Raw genomic sequence first — 17,608 nt, 5'->3', positions numbered from 1 at the left:
TGAATGACCCGGTCCGGCCGGCCGCCGTGCGTCCGGTCGTCCTAGGCAATGTCTTCAAGGATCTTGGTGTCGGATGATGTAGCGCGTGGGGTCGTCGTTACGAGTTGTCTGACGTCGAGTGGGAGGCGCTGTCCCGATATCTGCCGTCGGTCCCGCGCCGCTGCCACCTCGGCGGGTGGCAGCGGCGCGGGGCGGTGGTTCTGTTGTTACTGGACGGTGGTGAAGCGGCGCAGTCGTAGGCTGTTGGCGACGACGAAGACCGAGGAGAAGGCCATCGCGGCGCCGGCGATCATGGGGTTGAGTAGCCCGGCTGCCGCCAGTGGCAGGGCGGCGACGTTGTAGGCGAAGGCCCAGAACAAGTTGCTCTTGATGGTTCGCAGGGTGCGGCGGGAGAGCCGGATCGCGTCCACGGCGGCCATCAGGTCGCCCCGGACCAGGGTCAGGTCGGACGCCTCGATCGCCACGTCGGTGCCGGTGCCCATGGCAAGACCGAGGTCGGCCTGGGCCAGGGCAGCGGCGTCGTTGACTCCGTCGCCAACCATTGCCACGACCTTGCCCTCTGCTTGGAGCCGCTTGACCGCGTCGACCTTGTCGGCGGGCAGCACCTCGGCGATGACTTGGTCGATGCCGACCTCGGCGGCCACTGTTCGGGCGACGGTGGTGTTGTCGCCGGTGAGCAGCACCGGGGTCATCCCGAGCGCACGGAGCTTTGCGATCGCCTCCTTGCTGGTGGGTTTGACCACGTCCGCAACGGCCAGCACTCCCCGTGCAGTGCCGTCCCAGCCGACTACGATCGCGGTCCGCCCGGCCGCCTCGGCAGCGGCGGTGGCCCGCTCGATGTCGACCGGCACCTGCCAGCCCTGTTCGCTGAGCAGCCGCAGCCGGCCGACGAGCATGTCGTGACCGTCGACGGTGCCGCGTACGCCGAGGCCTTCCAGGTTGCCGAAGTCGGACACCTGCGGCAGCGTGCCGTGCTGCTCGGTGGCGGCGCGGGCGATTGCCTGCGCGATCGGGTGCTCCGAGGCTTCCTCGACGGCTCCAGCGAGGCGTACCAGTTCGTCGCTGCCCTGCCCTTCCACGGCGATGGCGTCGACGAGGGTCATCTGGCCGGTGGTGACGGTGCCGGTCTTGTCCAGCACCACCGTGTCGATCCTGCGCGTCGACTCCAGCACCTCAGGCCCCTTGATCAGAATGCCGAGCTGGGCGCCGCGGCCGGTGCCGACCAGCAGGGCGGTCGGGGTGGCCAGGCCGAGGGCGCACGGGCAGGCGATGATCAGGACCGCGACCGCGGCGGTGAACGCGGCAGTCAGCCCGGCGTCGGCGCCAATCCACCAGCCCAGGGTGCCCGCCGCGAGGGCGATCACGATCGGGACGAATACGCCGGAGATGCGGTCGGCCAGGCGCTGTACGGCCGCCTTGCCGGTCTGCGCCTGCTCAACCAGCTTGGCCATTTGGGCCAGCTGCGTGTCGGCGCCGACCCGGGTTGCCCGTACCACCAGGCGGCCGCCGGCGTTGACCGTCGCCCCGACCACCGCGTCACTGGGGCCGACCTCGACGGGGACGGACTCGCCGGTCAGCATGCTGGCGTCGACCGCGGAGGCGCCTTCCTCGACCACGCCGTCGGTGGCGATCTTTTCTCCTGGACGTACGACGAACCGGTCTCCCACCGTCAGTTCGACGACCGGCACGCGGGTCTCCACCCCGTCACGAAGCACCGCGACGTCCTTGGCGCCGAGTTCTAGCAGGGCCCGCAGCGCCGCGCCGGCGCGGCGCTTGGACCGGGCCTCGAAGTACCGGCCGGCGAGGATGAACGTCGTGACACCGGCGGCGGCCTCCAGGTAGATGTTGCCCGCCCCGTCGCTGGGGCCGATGTCGAGGCTGAACGGGTGCGTCATGCCCGGCGTGCCGGCGGTGCCGAAGAACAGCGCCCACAGCGACCAGGCGAACGCCGCCAGGGTGCCCATCGAGATCAAGGTGTCCATGGTGGCCGCACCGTGGCGCAGGTTCGTCCACGCGGCCTTGTGGAACGGCAGCGCCCCCCACACCACGACGGGTGCGGCGAGGGTCAGGGACAGCCACTGCCAGTTCGTGAACTGCAGCGCTGGCACCATCGCCATCGCGACCACCGGCACGGACAGCGCCAGCGACACCCATAGCCGGGTCCGTAGCCCGCTCAACTTATCGACCGCAGGCGTCGCCTCGACGGGTCCCTCGCCGGGCGGCTGGGGCGGCGTTGGCAACCGGGCGGTGTAGCCGGTCTTCTCCACCGTCGTGATCAGGTCGGCCGGCGTCAGGCCGTCGGGGAAGGTCACGCTCGCCTTTTCGGTGGCGTAGTTGACCGTGGCGGTGACCCCGTCCATGCGGTTGAGCTTCTTCTCGATGCGAGAGGCGCAGGAGGCGCAGGTCATCCCCCCGATCGACAGTTCGATCTGATTCGGTGCCACCTGCAATCGGTTACCGACGGATGTCATGTCGTTGTCTCCTTACCCGTGGGTGTGGCCCGGCCCGCCGTGGCCGGCGGACGTGGTGGGCGCCGGTGTGGCGGCACTCGACGCGGTTCCGGCCGGGCCGGCCTGTCCGGCCACCGCGGTGAACGCGACGGTGCGGACCTTCCCCCCGTGCTGAAAGTCCAGGAACAACCGGTAGGCGCCGGCGGACGGGACCTCGGTGTGGAAGGTGACCTGCGGCCCGGCTACCGTACGTCCGTCGCCGGGCGTGCCGTCGGGGTGCACGTGCAGGTACGCCGAATCACCGTCGCGCAACGCCACCAGGTGCCCGTAGGCGCCGAGGTACGGCTCCAAGTCGGTCACCGGCCGCCCGTCCTTGTTGACCGACAGGGTCAGCGTCGAGGACGCGCCTGGCGTGAGGTCGCCGTCAAGGGTGACGGTGTAGCCGTCGACGGTCGCGGTGCGGGCCGGGGCCGGCAGCGACTCCGGGCGGTAGTCCCCGGGCGCTGGCACGTCCACACCGAGGGTCAGCCCGTCGGCGCGCCCGTGCGGCTGGAAGTCGGCGAATACCCGGTACTGCCCGGGCGCGGCGACCGCGATCGGCACCGACCAGGTGCCGTCGGTAGCCAGCGTCGGATGTAGGTGCTGGAAGCCGGACAGGTCCCGGCGCACCACGATCAGGTGCAGGTCCTTGTCGTGGCTGGTCACATACCGGGTGACCGGGGCGCTGTCCGGGCCCAGCACTCGGAAGCGGAACTCCTCAGGCGTACCAGTGGCCAGGGTCCCGGACACCGGCGCGAGCCGGTAACCATCCTGGGTCACCTGCAGGCCGGCCGGCAGCTGCCCACCCGCGCCGTGCTCCCCGGTAGCGCCGTGCTTCCCGGCATCAGCGTTGCCGCCGGTATGAACGTCGTCGTGTGACGCCGGCGCGGCCGGGGCCGGCCCGGCCACATTTCCGGCCCCGAGGGCAGCCGTGAACACCGCCGCCAAACCCAGCGCGCACGCGCCCAGCCTTATCGAAGTTCGCATGACTACCTTCCCAGTTCGTAGCCGGCCTCGTCGACCGCCGCGGCGACCGCCGCGTCGTCCAGCGGCCGATCGCTGGTGACGGTCGCGGTGCCGTTGGCCAGGTCCACCTGAACGTCCGTGACGCCGGGGATCTTGCCGATCTCCGACCCGACCGAGTTGACGCAGTGAGAGCACGTCATGCCGATCACGGTGTAGGTCTTGGCCTGCATGACTACCGTCCTTCTATCGATTCCGATAAAACTCGTTGATCAGCGGCCCGAGGCGTCCGCCCGATGCCGATAGGTTACCCATACCCCCTAGGGGTATCAAGTATCGAGTTCGGTGATCGAGGCCACGCTTGGACCTGCCCCGTGCACGTGGCTCACAGCTCGAGCGGGCTGCCCGCCGCGATACCCCGCTTCAGGCGAACGAAGTCTTTCGGCGAGTTCACCGCCACCGCACCGACCAGCACGCCGTTGGCGGTGAAGCCGACGGCGAACTTGTCGTCCTCAAAGGTGCCGATGGCCAGCTTGGCCGCCTCGGCCAGATGCGGCAGGCCGGCGATCTGGATCCGTGCGCCGTGCACGTTCGTAGCGAACGAGGGCACATCCGCGAACGGCGTCGCGTGTTCGGGCCCGGCCAGCAGGTTCAGCGCGGCAACCGCGCCCTGATCGTTGGCGTTGGCCCAGTGCTCCACCCGGACCAAAGCGTTGCCGTACAACGGGTGTGGCCAGCGGGCCGCGTCCCCGGCGGCCATGATGTCGTCCGCGCCCCGGGCGTGCAGAGTCGGCTCGCACACCACGCCGTTGTCAACGGTGAGACCGCTGCCATCCAGCCATTCGGTATTGGGAACTACACCCATGCCGGCGACCACGAGGTCGGCCGGGATCACCTCTCCGTCACCAAGCCGTACGCCGGCGAGCTGCGGCGTGCGGTGGAAGCCGGTGACACGCACGCCAGAGATGAGGTCCACGCCGTTGCGGCGGTGATGAGCGCCCAGCCAGCGGGCGGCATCGGCGCCCAGGGTGGCGAGCATGGGGTGCGCCGCGCTGTCAACGACCGTGACCTCATGGCCGAGGGACCGCGCGGTCGAGGCCACCTCCCCGCCTATGAAGCCGCCGCCGATCACCACGACCCGCCGCTGACCTTCAGCCAAGGCGGCGCGCAGAGCGAGCGCGTCTTCGAGTGTCCGCAGCGTGTGCACGCCAGCCGGATGCTCGGCCAGCCGCCGCGGCCGGGCTCCGGTCGCGATGACGAGGCCGTCATAGGGAACCACCGTGCCGTCATCCACGACCACCACCTTGTCGATGGTGTCCAGGCGCACCGCCGTCCTGCCGCGCAGCCAACTCCCGTCGAGCTCCTCCGCGCCGGGCAAGGCGACATCGTCGTCGCCCCGAAGAACGCTCTTCGAAAGCGGCGGCCGGTTGTACGGGTCGTGCGGCTCCGCGCCGATCAGCGCCACCTCACCCGCAAAACCCTCCCTGCGCAGAGCCTGAACGGCACGCAGTCCGGCCAGCGACGCCCCGACCACAACTATCTTTTCCATGTCGCACCTCCATGCGTGCATACCCCATCCGGGTAGCCAACAGCATATACGCATAGGGGGAAGGGGTATAAGCCCTCCTGGAGGCGACGGGCGGCGCCACGGGAGATACCCCCTACCGGGTCATGGTTGCGAAGACATCGGCTTATGGCGTACGGTCGGGCGCACAGATACCCCTGCCGGGTATAGTGAGGAGTGCGATCGTGAGTACAACCGTGTACAAGGTCACCGGCATGACCTGCAACAGCTGCGCCAACAAGGTCAAGAACCTACTCAGCGAGCTGGATGGCGTCGACGCCGTCGAGGTGGACCTGGCCGCCGGACGGGCCACGCTGCGGGCGGACCGTGACATCGATGATGCCTGCGTTGTCGAGACACTCGAAGAAGCCGGGTACGAGGCGGCTCGGGCCTGACCTGGCCCCCGGTCCAGGCGCCGCCCTCCCGTCCCTGTCGGCAGTACGGCGTCGGCCTCGATGCCGACGCAATGTCCGCCGCTCCACCGGCGGCAACCCGGGCTGGGGGATACCCCGGCCCGGGTTGCTGGCGGCTATCCCCAGGGCCGGGTGGGGCCCCTGCTGTCATGTGTCGACTACAGCCAACGGCAGCAGGCCACCGAATTGATCATTGAAGTGACTCCCTGAGACCGGACACCTCCTGACTTGGCATCCTGCCGAGGAGGAGGAAACCGCTGTGGCTCGACAGAGCAAGTACCCCGAGGAGTTCCGGCGCCACGCTGCGGCGTTGGTGCTCGACTCTGGTCGCACGATCCGTGACGTGGGTCGGGAGTTGGGCGTCAACCACGAGACGCTGCGTAACTGGGTGGCGCAGTTGCGGCAGGAACGCGACGGCGGTCGGCCCAGTGACCTGGCCGCTGATGAGCGGGCTGAGCTGTTGCGGTTGCGGCGTCAGGTCGCTCAGTTGGAGTTGGAGAAGGAGATCTTGAAAAAGCCGCGGTCTTCTTCGCACGCGAGACGGAGCGGTGAACCGGACCGACGTGTACCGGTTCATCGACGCGGAGAAGACCACCTACCCGGTCCGTCTGCTCTGCCGACTCCTCGGCGTCGGCCACAGCGCCTTCTACCAGTGGTTACGCGCCGGCCGGCATCGCGCCGCCGACCGGGAACGCCACGACCAGCACCGTATCGAGGTCACCCGGCAAGCCTGGTCGGAACACCGCGGCGTCTACGGCGCCAGGCGGCTCACCGCCGAGCTGCACGAACGCGGCCACCGCTGGAACCGCAAGGCGGTTGCCCGGCTGATGCGGCTGGCTGAGATCGAGGGCGCCCACCGGCGCCGGCGCGGTAAGCCCCGCCGTAAGGCCGCATCGACCGCGACCGCACCGGACCTGGTGCGGCGGCAGTTCACCGCCACCGCACCGAACCGGTTGTGGGTCGCGGACATCTCCTACCTGCGCACCTGGGAAGGGTTCCTCTACCTCGCGGTCGTAGTCGATGCTTACTCCCGCCGAGTCGTCGGGTGGGCGATGACCGATCACCTGCGCACCGAGCTGATCCTCGACGCGGTCGGCATGGACATCCAGCACCGTCGACCGGCGCGTGAGCAGCTCGTCCACCGCTCCGATCGCAGTACACGTCGTTCGAGTTCGGCCGGACCCTGCGATCCTGCGGCGTTCTGGCCTCCAGGGGCTCCGTCGCCGACTGCTACGACAACGCCATGGCCGAGTCGTTCTTCGCCACCCTCAAGACCGAATTGGTCTACACCCGCGCCTGGCCGTCCCGACACGAACTGGAGATGGAGGTCTTCTCCTACATCGAAGGCTTCTACAACCCTCGCCGCCGGCACAGCCGTCTGGGTAACGTCAGCCCCAACACCTACAAAAAGATCCACCGAGAGTCCCCGACAGACATCGAGGTGTCCGGCCGATAGGGGTCACTTTAGGCTCGCGGGAGTCCTGAAGGCAGTCGCCGACCCGGCCCGGCTGCTCAGTCTGATCCAGTCCGCTCCGCAGGGGGAGGCATCCGTGAGTGACCTTACCGCGCCGCTCGGTCTATCCCAGCCGACCGTGAGTCATCACCTTCGGATCCTCACCGAGGCCGGCCTGCTCGAACGCGAGAAGCGGGGCGTCTGGGCGTACTACCGCCCAACTGCTATGGCTATCTCGCACAGCGTACGGGGCGATCTTGCGCGACCCGCAATGCCCTATCAGCCGAGGGCATCCCGAGATGCCACGGGGGACGCCCAATGGCGCCGACACACGCACGACCTCTTCGGCCGCAGATTGTCAATGCCCCGAAATAGCAAGCAGGCACGGATGTGGCAGAATCACCACGCTTTCCGTGTAGCTTCTCGGCGGCCACCTAATCTTCGCCTCCAGGGTCCCACGACGATCACCAGCAGAGCGACGGCTGCTCCCAGGCCTAGGCCGCTCAGCAGCAACATCACCGACGACCTCTTCTCTTCTGCTGAAACCAGGCGGCCGACGGATGCGTCGTCAGGGACGGCGAAGCCCCAGTCGAGCAGGGCTATCGCCTCGCCCAGGCTCCCCAGCGGCGCAGTTTCCGCGCCAAGCAGGGTCACGGCGAGCCGTCGACCGTCGCGTTCGGCCACGCCGACGTATGTCTGCCGAGCCAATTGAGTGAAGCCGGTCTTCCCGCCCAGCATCCCTGGATAGCGGTCCAGCAAGGTGTTGTCGTTGGTGATCTCGAAGGCGGGCTTTTGCGGCTGTGTCGGCACCGTCGCCACCCTGGTCTGCATGTATCGCCGGAAGTCTTCCCGGGCGAACGTCGCTCGCGAGATGAGCGCCAGGTCGTACGCGCTGGTGTACTGACCGGGGCCGTCCAGGCCAGAGGGTGTTGCGGCGTGGGTCTGGTTCGCGCGCAACCTGCGGGCTTCGTCGTTCATCGCGTCGATGCCGCCCCGCCTGCCGGCCTTGCCGCCACCTACACGGGCCAGCACATTGGCCGCATCATTTCCCGACCTGAGCATCAGCCCCAGCCACAGATCCTCGACCGAATACCGGCCGCCCTCGACCACCCCCATCAACGAGCTGGCCGGGTCAAGATCGGCCAGGTCTTCCCGCTTCACTTCGACGACCTGAGCCGGATCGAGGCGAGGTACCAAGGCGGCGGCCAACAGCAGCTTCTGTACGCTGGCCGGCGTCCGGCGCTCGTGCGGACCGCACCCACCAAGGACCGCACCACTGTTGAGATCCGCCACGATCCACGAGGTGGCGGTCACCGCCGGCGGCATCGGCACATCCGGGGGGATCGCCAACCCTGCTGTGGCCAGCGCGTCTCCTCCGATTTTCCGCTCGGCGGCGTCAACCGGGGGAGGAGACGGTGTAGCGGGTGGGGGCACAGCCGGCTCGAGGGCCGGGCATGGCACCTCCTGTGCGGCCGCTGCCCGCGATGGCGGCAAGACCGCCACGGCGGGCACAAGCAATGCGGTGCCTAATGTAACTGCCGCAACACGAGAAGTGGTCATGTTGATGCACGGTAAGTCCTCGGCAGGGTGAGTGGGGTCGGGTTGGAGAAAGCGGCCTGCAGCGACGGCGAGAGCCTGTTGCAGGCGCGAGCGCTGAAAGAGCCATTGGTTCGATTCACGCCTGCCGCACGCCCTTGGTCGGCATGTTCCGTTGACTGCCCGATCTCGTCTTTATATCCCGCTGAGCTTGTTCATCGTTCCTGCCCCTTCTGGCCCGGTTGCAGATCCTGGCACGCCATGCCCTACCGAGGTAATCGGTGCTGGCGACGCAGGAGTCAGCGCGCCTCGGCGCAAGCCCGACTGGGCCGACCGGGAGCGCAGATGCACTACGGACGTTATCCCCCAATCGCGACAGTGGGAGCCAAACGGATCCCAATGAAAACGGGCCTGCCTCTGCCGGTTCGGGCAAACAGGCACAGACGAGGCTAGAGACTCTCACGTATTTCTGAAATCGGCCCTACTATCGCCGCATAGTAGGGAAAATGTGGCGGAGGGAACTAATTGAGCGGGGGCGGATCATGGAGTTGAGGCAGCGCTTGACGTTGTTGGTGGTGGCCATTGCAGCCACACCGTCGGTCCTGGGCGGCTGCACCACCGAACGCACGTCGAGCGTCGGGCCGGCCGAAGGGCGGTCGACACCGCCGAGGCTCACCCTTACACCTCTGGACGGCACCCGCGATGTGCCGATCAGCGCCGAGGTGGGAACCGCCGTGACGGGCGGGCGGATCAGCGCTGTGCGGATCACCGACGACAGGGGAACCCAGGTCAGGGCGGAGCCGCGCGAAGACGGGTCCGCCTGGGTGCCGAGCGTGCCGTTGCAGCCCCAACGGACCTACACCGCCGAGGTAACCGCGACCGGCGACTCCGGGCAGTCCACCACCCGAAAGGCAACCTTCACCACGATGCCTAGACCCACCAAACCGATGATCATCAGCACGCTCTACTTCGCTGCCAACCAGACCTACGGCACCGCCATGCCCGTAACTGTCGCGTTCGATCCGCCCATCCAGAAAGAGGCCCGAGCGGATGTGCAGCGCCGGTTGTTCGTGAAGACGAACCCACCGCAGCCAGGCACGTGGTCCTGGTTGGACGATGGCAGCCAGGTCTACTACCGGGCACCTGACTTCTGGCGACCGGGCACCACGATCAGCGTCCGGGCCGGCCTGGAGGGCCTGCCGATCGGTAGTGACCGAATCGGTGACACCGACCGGAGCGCCACCTCCAAAATCGGCAGACAGGTGTCCCTGGAAGTCGACAACGCCACCAAGCAGATGTCGGTCATGCGGGACGGAAAGCTGATCCGCAAGATCCCAGTCAGCCTCGGCAAGCCGAGCACCCCGACCTCCAGCGGCAAGATGGTGATCATGGAGAAGCACCAGCAGACGACGTTCGACACCAGGGGCGAACCAAACGGCGGCTACGTCGTCGACGTCGAGGACGCACAGCGGCTCACCTGGGGCGGCGAATTCATCCACGGGGCGCCATGGTCCGAGGGGGACCAGGGGAAAGTCAACGTCTCCCACGGCTGCACCAACATCGCCGCCGCCGCCGCGGACTGGCTGATGGGCGTCACCCAGGTCGGCGACCTCGTGACCTTCAAGGGTACTGAAGTGCCGTTGCAGCCGGGCAACGGCTGGACGGCCTGGAACATCGGCTGGGACGAGTTCGTCAAGGGCAGCGCACTGCCCGTACCCGCAGGGCTCACGCAGGCCCCGGCCCACGTGCCGCACCCGGGCGCCGCGGCCGGTGGATCGCCAGCCCCCGTCCCGTCAGTGACCAGCGGCTGACCGGAGCCGTGGAAGACGAGGAGCGGCCCGCCACCGGCGGGCCGCTCCCATGGCTTAACAACTCCTAACTTTTTCAGTGTTGGGGTCGGCGCCAGCAGATGATGGCGCAGGCGAGGGTGAGGCAGGCTTCGTGGATGTCGTCGCGGATCTTCCAGCAGATGCGCAGGCGGCGGAACCAGTGCAGCAGGGCGATGGTCTGCTCGACGACCCACCGTCGGGCGCCGAGGCCGGAGCCGTGCCCGACGCCGCGTCGAGCGATGACCGGGGTGATGCCCCTTGGCCCGAAGCTGACGTCGTAGCAGTCGTAGTCGTAGCCACGGTCGGCGTAGAGTCGCTGCGGTCGCTGCCGGGGTCGGCCGCTGATGCCCCTGATCCGTGGGACTTGTCGACCAGGGGCATCAGCTGGGTAACGTCGTGGCGGTTGCCGCCGGCCAGGGTCGCGGCGAGGGGATGCCGCCCGTGTCGGTGATGACGTGGTGTTTCGAGCCTGGCTTACGGCGGTCGACCGGGCTCGGACCGGTTTGGGTCGCCCTTGAGCGTCCGGACATGGGAGCCGTCGATCACCGCCCGGGAAATGTCGAGTTGCCCGGTGGCCCGGAGTTTGCCCAGCAGGACCTCATGCAGTCGTTGCCGGACACCGGCGTCGTTCCAGTCCCGCAACCTGCGCCAGCAGGTCATTCCTGAGCCGAACCTAAGCTCTTGGGGCAGGTACTCCCACGGGATCGCGGTGTGGAGCACGAACAGGATCCCGCACAACGCCTTCGCCGACGGTTGTGCCGTCGGTTTGCGCTGTGGCCGGGGTTTCCCGTAGCTGATCACCTGAACTGACGGCTATGGACATGCCCCCTCGGCTATCGCTGCGGCCGCCCTGTCTCGTATTTCCGCAGTGCCCGCTGACTGCTATAGCATTACGGCATGAGCACCCATGCTGAGCATGGGTGCCGCAAATTCGTGTACGAATCCCCCCTCGGACACCAAATTGCAGCATCCATGCTGTGTTTCGCGTACTGGTGGTCAAGCACGCTTGATCACGCAAATCTGATCTCAGCGACACCCTCGATCGAGCCTGTCTCGAGCGGGGGCGGTTGTCGTGGCTGAGCGTTCTGTGGCTCCGGTCATTCCGCCCGTGTTGCTGCCTGATCGACAGCCGGGGCGGAGCGAGCCGCGTGGGGGAGTTTCTCGTCGCCCGCCGTTGCCGCTGCCGGTTCTGCCGTCGCCACGTGCCGGCACGATGGTGTACGGCCTGGCTGCCATCGACCCCAGTGGCCGAATCGCCGACCGTACGATCACCCGTGCCCTCGGGTGGGGGCCGGGCACGCGGCTGCACATCCGTGAGGGCTCGGGAGTCATCGTCGTCCGGTTGGACCGGCAGGGCGTCTTCACCGTCACCGGCCAGGGCCACCTCCACCTGCCGGCGGCTGTCCGGAACTGGTGCGGGCTCACCGCCGGCGATCGGGTGCTCCTGGCCGCGAACCCCGCTGACGGCCTGCTTGTGGTGCACCCTCCTGCCGCCCTGGACACGATGGTCGTCGCGGTTCATGCCGATCTGCTGGGCGGTGGTCAGGCATGAGCGACACCACCATGGGCCGGGCAGAGCTGGATGCCGCGCGGCTGTTGCTGGCGCGGATGGGGATCTCGCCTGCCGATCTTGTCGAGGCGGCGTCGGACCGTCCACCCGCACCGACGTTTGCCGAGTACGTGCCCGTGGTAGCGGCGGCGGTCAGTGACGGTACCCGGCGGGCGTACGGCTCGTACTGGAAGCGGGTCCTGGAGCACTGGGGGCAGCGGCGGCTCGACGAGCCGACCCCTTCGGAGATCGAGCAGCTCGCCGAGTACACCAAGACGCACGTGGTGGCCCGGCGCAACGCCCGAGGCGGAAGAAGCGCGGCGGAGCACCTGATCGCCGCGCTGCGGTGCCTGTACAAGCGGGCTGTTGCCGACGGGTACATCGCCGCGGCGGACAACCCCGCCCTCAAAGTGGCCAAGCCGCGGCGCCTGCCCAGCACCAGACGAGCCGTGGCAGACAGCAGGCTGGCGGAGATCAACGCCGTCGCCGCCAGCACGGGCGACGACCCCGCGCTGGACAGCCTGCTGCTGCGACTGCACACAGAGACGGCGTGCCGCCGGGGCGGTGCGCTCGCCCTGCGGCCGGTCGACCTGGACCCGGACCAGTGCCTCATCCTGCTGCGGGAGAAGGGCGACACGGTGCGGTGGCAGCCGGTGTCACCGACGTTGATGAGGCATCTGCAGCAGCATGCCGAGGAACGCCAGGCGGTGGGAACTGGCCAGCTGCTGCGTTACCGCAACGGTCAGCCGATCACCTATCGGCGCTACGACCATCTGTGGGTGCGCATCGGTGAGCACCTGCCGTGGGTGTACGTGCAGCAGATCAGCACGCACTGGCTGCGGCACACGACGTTGACGTGGGTCGAGCGGAACTTCGGCTACGCCGTGGCCCGCGCGTACGCCGGTCACTCCGACAGCGGCAGCGACGTCGGCACGACCACTACGTACGTCCGGGCGAGTCTTCAGGAGGTTGCCGCCGCTCTAGCGGCCTTGACCAACGAGCCACATCCTCTGGCCTGAATCGGAACCGACCGCGGGGTGGGCCTGGTTGCTGCAGTCCAGGCCCACCCAGGAATGCGTGCGCGGTGCGCGGCATGCGCTTCAATAGAGCGGCACGTGTCAGAGGCCAGCGTCCGAGAGCATCCATACCCGGCGTAGCGGCATGTGGGTGCGGATCTCTTCAGGCAGCCGGTCGTACGTCCGTAGGGCGGCGTCGACCCGCACCCGTAGGTGCTGGTTCTTCAGCGCGTCTCGCGCGGGCTTCGTCAGTCCACCCCCAAGCGACGAGCAGGCCCTGCTCGGCACCGTGCGTCGTCATAACGCCGTTGAGCTGAGTGACGATGGGTGCCCCGATCTGCCGCTGCTGACCGTTTGGAACACCGGTTACTGGCACGCGGCTGGGCGGTGGGCGCGTGGCTGTCTGGTCCGGCGGCTTACGGCTTACCACCCCCGGCCTCTCAGGCCGGGGGCGGCTTGGCGTACCACCGGCTTCGGCGCGCCTGGAGTCCAATACCCGATGGCAAGCCGCGAAGCGGCGCGGCAGCGATCGCCCCGCCCTCGACGGCGGTTGAGCGCCCTGCGATCGTCACGACCTTGCGATCGGCCCTGGACGGCTCCTATCGGGCCATTCGACTGGTAAGCGATCATCGGCTGATGGATCTCAACGACACCGGCGCAGTGAAAAACCGCGAGGATCTGGCGGCCTACGTTCGGGCGCTCGCCGAAGAGTCGGCTACGCCCCCGGACTACTGGGAGAACGTAGACCTGCCCCGCTACCTCGAAGCTATGTCCTCCTGGATCGGCAGCATGGACGGCTGGGCGCGCAATCAGGGTCGGGAGGTACCTGAGCAGCCCACGTGGTCCCTGGTAGCGGACATCCTGCGGGGGGGGCCTGCGTCTACGAGTAACTGTCGGCTCCGCCTGAAAGCTGGATCTGGCTCTGGCACACACTTTATGAGTGATCTTGAGGATGGCTTTCAGTTGGCGTTGACAAATGAGGTGGCCCGTGACCGCGCGAAGTGGGCCACCACGTAGCCAGGCCGTGCAGCACCGATCGTCAGGCGGACGACCTGCGCCGCATGCCTCGGGAAGTTGGCCCCGCCGCAGGCCACGGAGGACCGCTGGTGCCAGATCGACCGGACCGGACGTGAGCCAACCGACACCCCGCCGGGTGTTCTCGACCGCGCCCGGTCGAGATTGGCGGCTAATGGCCATATCTTGCTCCGACCGTGGCGGGTTCATCCGATGCAGTCCTCGCGACCGTTCCTTCGCCGTTGCCGAGCAACGCTGGCGGAAGTGGATGATCGAGGAAGACGACTTCTTGAGAACCGACGGCACCCGCGATCGCGCCGACCTCACCATCGACACCGCGCGCCGGGGATGATTCCGACTCTGCCCGCCCGGGACGATAGAAGATCGGCATCTACTGGCACGCGTATGCCGCCCGCGCAGCCCGCCACCTGGATGGTTATTCGAGTGGTTGTCTGACGGCGCCGGGCGAGCGGCATCCGCCGGCCCTGTGATGGGATACAACGCATGATCGAATCGCAGGCGCCGACGTTGGAGATGCTGTGGGAGCCGCACGACCCTCGCCACGCGCTCGACGAACGGTTCGGCTTCGGCGATTCAGAGTCGGCCGGCCGCTGGGTCGCCGCGATGCTGAAGGAGCACTGGGGCGTTCGCATCGACTCCTGCGAGCGAATCGTCATGAGCGGGGGCAACGCGATAGCTTGGGTCGGCACGCCGTCCGGCCGACTGCTCGCGAAATGGTCGGTAGTGCCCGAGCGTTTTCCGCGTTTGATGGAGACGGCGCGTCTCACGAGCTGGCTCGACGGCCGAGGGCTACCGGTTTCGCCGCCGGTTCCCGCACGAGAAGGCCGCCTCCAGGTCGAGGTCGACCGTGTCTCGATGAGCCTGCAGCGCGAGATCGTGGGCGACCTCCTCGACACCGCTGATCTCAACCAGGTGCGGGCGGCCGGACTCATACTCGCCCAATTGCAGGACGCGCTGGCCGCATACCCGGACGCCGATCACCTTCTCGCCCCCGCCGTTTCGTTCAAGCCGTTGACGGCCCGGGTCACCGACTGGCTCGACTCCCGCGCCGACCATCTGCCGATGGCCGCTCGTGACACGCTGCGCGGGCTGGTCACCAGCGCACCGCCCGACCGGCTTCCTCGCCAACTCGTCCATTTCGATATCCGCTCCGCCAACATCTTGTGGGCCCGCGGCGAGGTCGTCGCGATCCTCGACTTCGAGGAGGCCCAGCATGATCACCGAATCGTCGAGCTAGCCCGCGCGGCGGTCCTGCTCGGCACCCGCTACCACAACTGGGGGCCAGTGTCGGCCGAAGTTCGCGCAGAGTTCCTTACTGGCTACCAGTCCGAGCGTCCGCTGACTCCGGCCGAGGCGGGCTGGTTGAACATCCTCCTGCTCTGGCAGGCCCTGGCGATGGTGCCGCCCGGCGACGACCCGACCAGGTGGGGACCGTCGGCCTTGAGTCAGCTGAGCCAGGAAACCGCAAAGTAGTTCCGGACGATCGCAGCTCGCACCGTCCGGAACTACTTTGCGAGCCGCTGGTCAACGCCCTGATCATTGGCTTGGAGCTATGGGGCGCGAGCCGACAAGGTCCGGCTGCCCGGCTGCCAGCACGCGGGGCCCTGCAACAACTGCCTGCGCTACGCCCTAGTGTGGCGGGAAAGGTCATGCACGCGCTGCGGCAGCCACGCCAACTCACCCTCGACCTGTTCGGTGCCGACACCCCGAACGCCGACCAGCACGCCGGATCCGCCTTCCCTCGCCCGCCTCTGTCGTCGACCGCATCGTCCACGCGGCTATCGCCGCCCGATGCTGCAGCCATCAGGCCGCCCGGGTCCCAAGGTCCGGCCGCTGGCCAGTGCCGGTAACGGTTCCGCTCACAGGGGCGTTAACGGCCAGGCGTAAGACTCGTTGCCGTGAGCACCGAAGGCAATGTCAGCGCCTCTGGCCAGGGCCGGCACCGGGAGCACCTCAGCCCCGGTCGCTCCCACCGGATCTATCCTCGGCTTTCGGACGAGGAGAAGGCGCTGGTCGTTGAGGCGGCCCGGCGAGCCGGTCTCACGCCAGCGGGATACACGGCGCAGGTGGTAATCGGCGTAGCGCGCGCAGAAGAGCCGGCCACGGGCCTTACCGGTGACTTGCGGGAGTTGCAGCGGCAACTGTTCGCCGCCCGCCGCGCAGTGAACATGTTCGGCTCCAACGTCAACCAGGCTGCGGCGGCCGCGAATGCGACCGGGGAGCTACCCGGCTGGGCCGTCGAGGCAGTGCAACTGTGCGCGCACGCCGTCGCCCGCCTCGACCAGGTGACGGCACTGATCGACCGGCGGCTGCGGTGATCGCGCGCGTCCACCGTCGCGGCACCCGCGTCGGTGGGCTGCTGCGCTACCTCTACGGGCCGGGGAAGCAGGAGGAGCACGTCGACCCGCGGCTGGTCGCGGCGTGGGACGGTGCCGGGGAGCTGGCCGATCTGGAGCCGGAGATCACCGCCTCGGGTAAGCGGGACTTCCGGAGGTTGATCGCTCTCCTGGAGGAGTCGGTACGCGCGGGGATCCGCCCGCCGGCGAAACCGGTGTGGCACTGCTCGATGCGCCTGGCGCCGGAGGACCGCGACCGGGTGCTCACCGACGGCACCTGGGGGCGCATGGCCCGGGAGATGCTCACCGAAGCGGGACTTGCCACGCAAGCCGACGACCCGGGCCTGCGGTGGGTGGTGGTGCGGCACAACGACGACCACGTCCACATCGTCGCCACCCTCGTGCGCGAAGACGGCCGCACGAACTGGGCCCGCAACGACTACCCCAAGTGCGTGAAGGCCACCTACAACGTCGCCCGCCGCTACGGCCTGCGCAGGCAGGTACCCCCGGCCGACCGCACCGCCCACCGGAGGCCCCACCCGGTGGAGGTCAACAAGGCCCGCCGCATGGGCTGGAGCGACACCTCTCGCGACGAGTTGCGACGGCGGGTCCGCACCGCCGTCGCCGCCGCCGGCACCGAGCTGGAGTTCCTCGACCGGCTGCGGGAGGCAGGGGTGCTGATCAGAGTGCGTTGCAGCACCGTCAACGCCGATGAGATCACCGGCTACGCCGTCGCTCTGCCTGGCGCGGGCACCGGTGACGGGCAACCGGTGTGGTTCTCCGGTGGGCGACTCGCCCCCGATCTGACCCTGCCGAAGCTGCGCCGCCGGTGGGGCGACCCGCCGCCGGCCGCCGGCCTACCGTCGGGAGGTCGGGTCACGGCCCGCGCCCAAGCCCTACGCGACGCCGCCAGCGTCACCCAGGCGGCGGCGGAAGAGATCCGCCGCAGCGCCCGCGAGGATCCCGCGGCCGCCCAGGCCGCCGCTACCGCCGCAGCCGACGTGCTCACGAGCCTGGCGTACGCGAGGGAAGGCAGCCTGCGTGGGCCGTTGCACCGGGCGGCGGGGGTGTTCGACCGCGCCGCACGTGACATGTACGCACGGACCGCGCGCACGACGTCCCTGTCGTACGAGCTACGAGCGATGTCGCGGCTGGTAGCGCTCATAGGTCGCATCGCCGCAGACGAGGACTCGGTCGCCGCGATGGCGCTGGTGCTCGACATGGCCCGGCTTGCCGACGCGCTGGAGTACCTCCGCACCGCTCAGCAGCGGCTGCACCAGGCGCAGGCCGCCCGGGACGCAGCCGGGCAACTCCGGGCCCTCGCCGCCGGCTGGCAGCGGCCGGTAACGACGCCGCTCACGGTGGCGGCAACGCCCAGCACGACAGTGGACAGTGCCCGCCGCACACCGCGGGCCCGGTAACGGA

At 68.5% G+C, this 17,608-nt stretch carries 15 protein-coding genes and 4 pseudogenes; 13 read left to right on the top strand and 6 right to left on the bottom strand.

Features of this window, described 5'->3' with window-relative positions; translation table 11 throughout:
* Positions 1-206: 206 nt before the first annotated feature.
* The 4 genes from CLT72_RS10800 to CLT72_RS10785 form a co-directional block, all read right to left on the bottom strand.
* Positions 207-2,471, bottom strand: a complete 2,265-nt coding sequence (locus CLT72_RS10800; RefSeq protein WP_101411302.1) for a heavy metal translocating P-type ATPase — start codon at positions 2,469-2,471, stop codon at positions 207-209.
* A gap of 12 nt (positions 2,472-2,483) precedes the next feature.
* Positions 2,484-3,239 carry a hypothetical protein gene (locus CLT72_RS10795; protein WP_486484228.1) on the bottom strand — a complete coding sequence of 252 codons (756 nt, stop codon included), beginning with the start codon at positions 3,237-3,239 and terminating at the stop codon, positions 2,484-2,486.
* A gap of 239 nt (positions 3,240-3,478) precedes the next feature.
* Positions 3,479-3,685, bottom strand: a complete 207-nt coding sequence (locus tag CLT72_RS10790) for a heavy-metal-associated domain-containing protein (protein WP_101411298.1) — start codon at positions 3,683-3,685, stop codon at positions 3,479-3,481.
* Between the two features lie 152 nt (positions 3,686-3,837).
* Positions 3,838-5,001 (bottom strand): FAD-dependent oxidoreductase, encoded by a 1,164-nt coding sequence (locus CLT72_RS10785; protein ID WP_101411297.1) that lies wholly within the window; start codon positions 4,999-5,001, stop codon positions 3,838-3,840.
* 200 nt (positions 5,002-5,201) lie between these two features.
* On the opposite strand from CLT72_RS10785, the gene CLT72_RS10780 reads away from it, so the two are divergent.
* The 5 genes and pseudogenes from CLT72_RS10780 to CLT72_RS10760 all read left to right on the top strand — a co-directional run.
* Entirely contained in the window at positions 5,202-5,411 is a 210-nt protein-coding gene (locus CLT72_RS10780; protein WP_101411295.1) for a heavy-metal-associated domain-containing protein, read from the top strand.
* A 277-nt stretch (positions 5,412-5,688) separates the two neighbouring features.
* Positions 5,689-5,901, top strand: a pseudogene (locus tag CLT72_RS32705) (transposase); the annotation flags it as partial.
* 70 nt (positions 5,902-5,971) lie between these two features.
* Positions 5,972-6,574: pseudogene (locus CLT72_RS31530) on the top strand (IS3 family transposase); the annotation flags it as partial.
* Between the two features lie 98 nt (positions 6,575-6,672).
* Positions 6,673-6,885, top strand: a complete 213-nt coding sequence (locus tag CLT72_RS10765; protein ID WP_101411291.1) for an IS3 family transposase — start codon at positions 6,673-6,675, stop codon at positions 6,883-6,885.
* 10 nt (positions 6,886-6,895) lie between these two features.
* A pseudogene (locus CLT72_RS10760) lies at positions 6,896-7,114 on the top strand (ArsR/SmtB family transcription factor); the annotation flags it as partial.
* 167 nt (positions 7,115-7,281) lie between these two features.
* Here the strand turns inward: CLT72_RS10760 and CLT72_RS10755 are convergent.
* Positions 7,282-8,442, bottom strand: coding sequence for a serine hydrolase (locus CLT72_RS10755; protein WP_101411289.1), 1,161 nt, complete (start codon positions 8,440-8,442; stop codon positions 7,282-7,284).
* A 518-nt stretch (positions 8,443-8,960) separates the two neighbouring features.
* Between CLT72_RS10755 and CLT72_RS10750 the strand changes: the two genes are divergently transcribed.
* Positions 8,961-10,229, top strand: a complete 1,269-nt coding sequence (locus tag CLT72_RS10750) for an Ig-like domain-containing protein (RefSeq protein ID WP_101411287.1) — start codon at positions 8,961-8,963, stop codon at positions 10,227-10,229.
* A 73-nt stretch (positions 10,230-10,302) separates the two neighbouring features.
* Here the strand turns inward: CLT72_RS10750 and CLT72_RS32700 are convergent.
* A pseudogene (locus tag CLT72_RS32700) lies at positions 10,303-11,048 on the bottom strand (IS5 family transposase).
* A 412-nt stretch (positions 11,049-11,460) separates the two neighbouring features.
* Here CLT72_RS32700 and CLT72_RS10740 point away from each other — a divergent pair.
* The 7 genes from CLT72_RS10740 to CLT72_RS10715 all read left to right on the top strand — a co-directional run bounded on the left by CLT72_RS10740 (position 11,461) and on the right by CLT72_RS10715 (position 17,604).
* A complete protein-coding gene (locus CLT72_RS10740) occupies positions 11,461-11,799 on the top strand; it encodes a hypothetical protein (RefSeq protein WP_101411285.1) in 339 nt (112 codons plus the stop codon).
* Entirely contained in the window at positions 11,796-12,815 is a 1,020-nt protein-coding gene (locus CLT72_RS32695; protein ID WP_486484227.1) for a site-specific integrase, read from the top strand. The genes CLT72_RS10740 and CLT72_RS32695 overlap by 4 nt, the downstream gene beginning before the upstream one ends.
* A 633-nt stretch (positions 12,816-13,448) precedes the next feature.
* Positions 13,449-13,829, top strand: coding sequence for a DUF7660 family protein (locus CLT72_RS32250; protein ID WP_199184546.1), 381 nt, complete (start codon positions 13,449-13,451; stop codon positions 13,827-13,829).
* 501 nt (positions 13,830-14,330) lie between these two features.
* The gene (locus CLT72_RS10725) at positions 14,331-15,320 is read left to right on the top strand and encodes a phosphotransferase (protein ID WP_088999584.1); all 990 of its coding nucleotides are present in this window, start codon (positions 14,331-14,333) and stop codon (positions 15,318-15,320) included.
* Between the two features lie 66 nt (positions 15,321-15,386).
* Complete coding sequence (locus CLT72_RS32690) at positions 15,387-15,734, top strand: deazapurine DNA modification protein DpdA family protein (protein WP_449288794.1); 348 nt, start codon at positions 15,387-15,389, stop codon at positions 15,732-15,734.
* Positions 15,735-15,745: 11 nt separating this feature from the next.
* On the top strand, positions 15,746-16,165 hold the full coding sequence (locus tag CLT72_RS10720) for a hypothetical protein (RefSeq protein WP_088999585.1): 420 nt from the start codon (positions 15,746-15,748) through the stop codon (positions 16,163-16,165).
* Positions 16,162-17,604 (top strand): relaxase/mobilization nuclease domain-containing protein, encoded by a 1,443-nt coding sequence (locus CLT72_RS10715; RefSeq protein ID WP_101411283.1) that lies wholly within the window; start codon positions 16,162-16,164, stop codon positions 17,602-17,604. The genes CLT72_RS10720 and CLT72_RS10715 overlap by 4 nt, the downstream gene beginning before the upstream one ends.
* Positions 17,605-17,608: the final 4 nt, after the last annotated feature.

The sequence above is a fragment of the Micromonospora sp. CNZ309 genome (assembly GCF_002846525.1).
Note: the sequence above shows the minus strand (reverse complement) of the source record. Positions and strands in the feature narration are given on the sequence as shown.

What these genes read in the sequence shown, in the direction of transcription:
- CLT72_RS10750 (WP_101411287.1), top strand. Translation starts at nt 8,961, where the DNA reads ATGGAGTTGAGGCAGCGCTTGACGTTGTTGGTGGTGGCCATTGCAGCC.
- CLT72_RS10740 (WP_101411285.1), top strand. Translation starts at nt 11,461, where the DNA reads ATGGTGTACGGCCTGGCTGCCATCGACCCCAGTGGCCGAATCGCCGAC.
- CLT72_RS32250 (WP_199184546.1), top strand. Translation starts at nt 13,449, where the DNA reads ATGGATCTCAACGACACCGGCGCAGTGAAAAACCGCGAGGATCTGGCG.
- CLT72_RS10765 (WP_101411291.1), top strand. Translation starts at nt 6,673, where the DNA reads ATGGCCGAGTCGTTCTTCGCCACCCTCAAGACCGAATTGGTCTACACC.
- CLT72_RS10725 (WP_088999584.1), top strand. Translation starts at nt 14,331, where the DNA reads ATGATCGAATCGCAGGCGCCGACGTTGGAGATGCTGTGGGAGCCGCAC.
- CLT72_RS10785 (WP_101411297.1), bottom strand. Translation starts at nt 5,001, where the DNA reads ATGGAAAAGATAGTTGTGGTCGGGGCGTCGCTGGCCGGACTGCGTGCC.
- CLT72_RS10800 (WP_101411302.1), bottom strand. Translation starts at nt 2,471, where the DNA reads ATGACATCCGTCGGTAACCGATTGCAGGTGGCACCGAATCAGATCGAA.
- CLT72_RS32695 (WP_486484227.1), top strand. Translation starts at nt 11,796, where the DNA reads ATGAGCGACACCACCATGGGCCGGGCAGAGCTGGATGCCGCGCGGCTG.
- CLT72_RS10755 (WP_101411289.1), bottom strand. Translation starts at nt 8,442, where the DNA reads ATGACCACTTCTCGTGTTGCGGCAGTTACATTAGGCACCGCATTGCTT.
- CLT72_RS10790 (WP_101411298.1), bottom strand. Translation starts at nt 3,685, where the DNA reads ATGCAGGCCAAGACCTACACCGTGATCGGCATGACGTGCTCTCACTGC.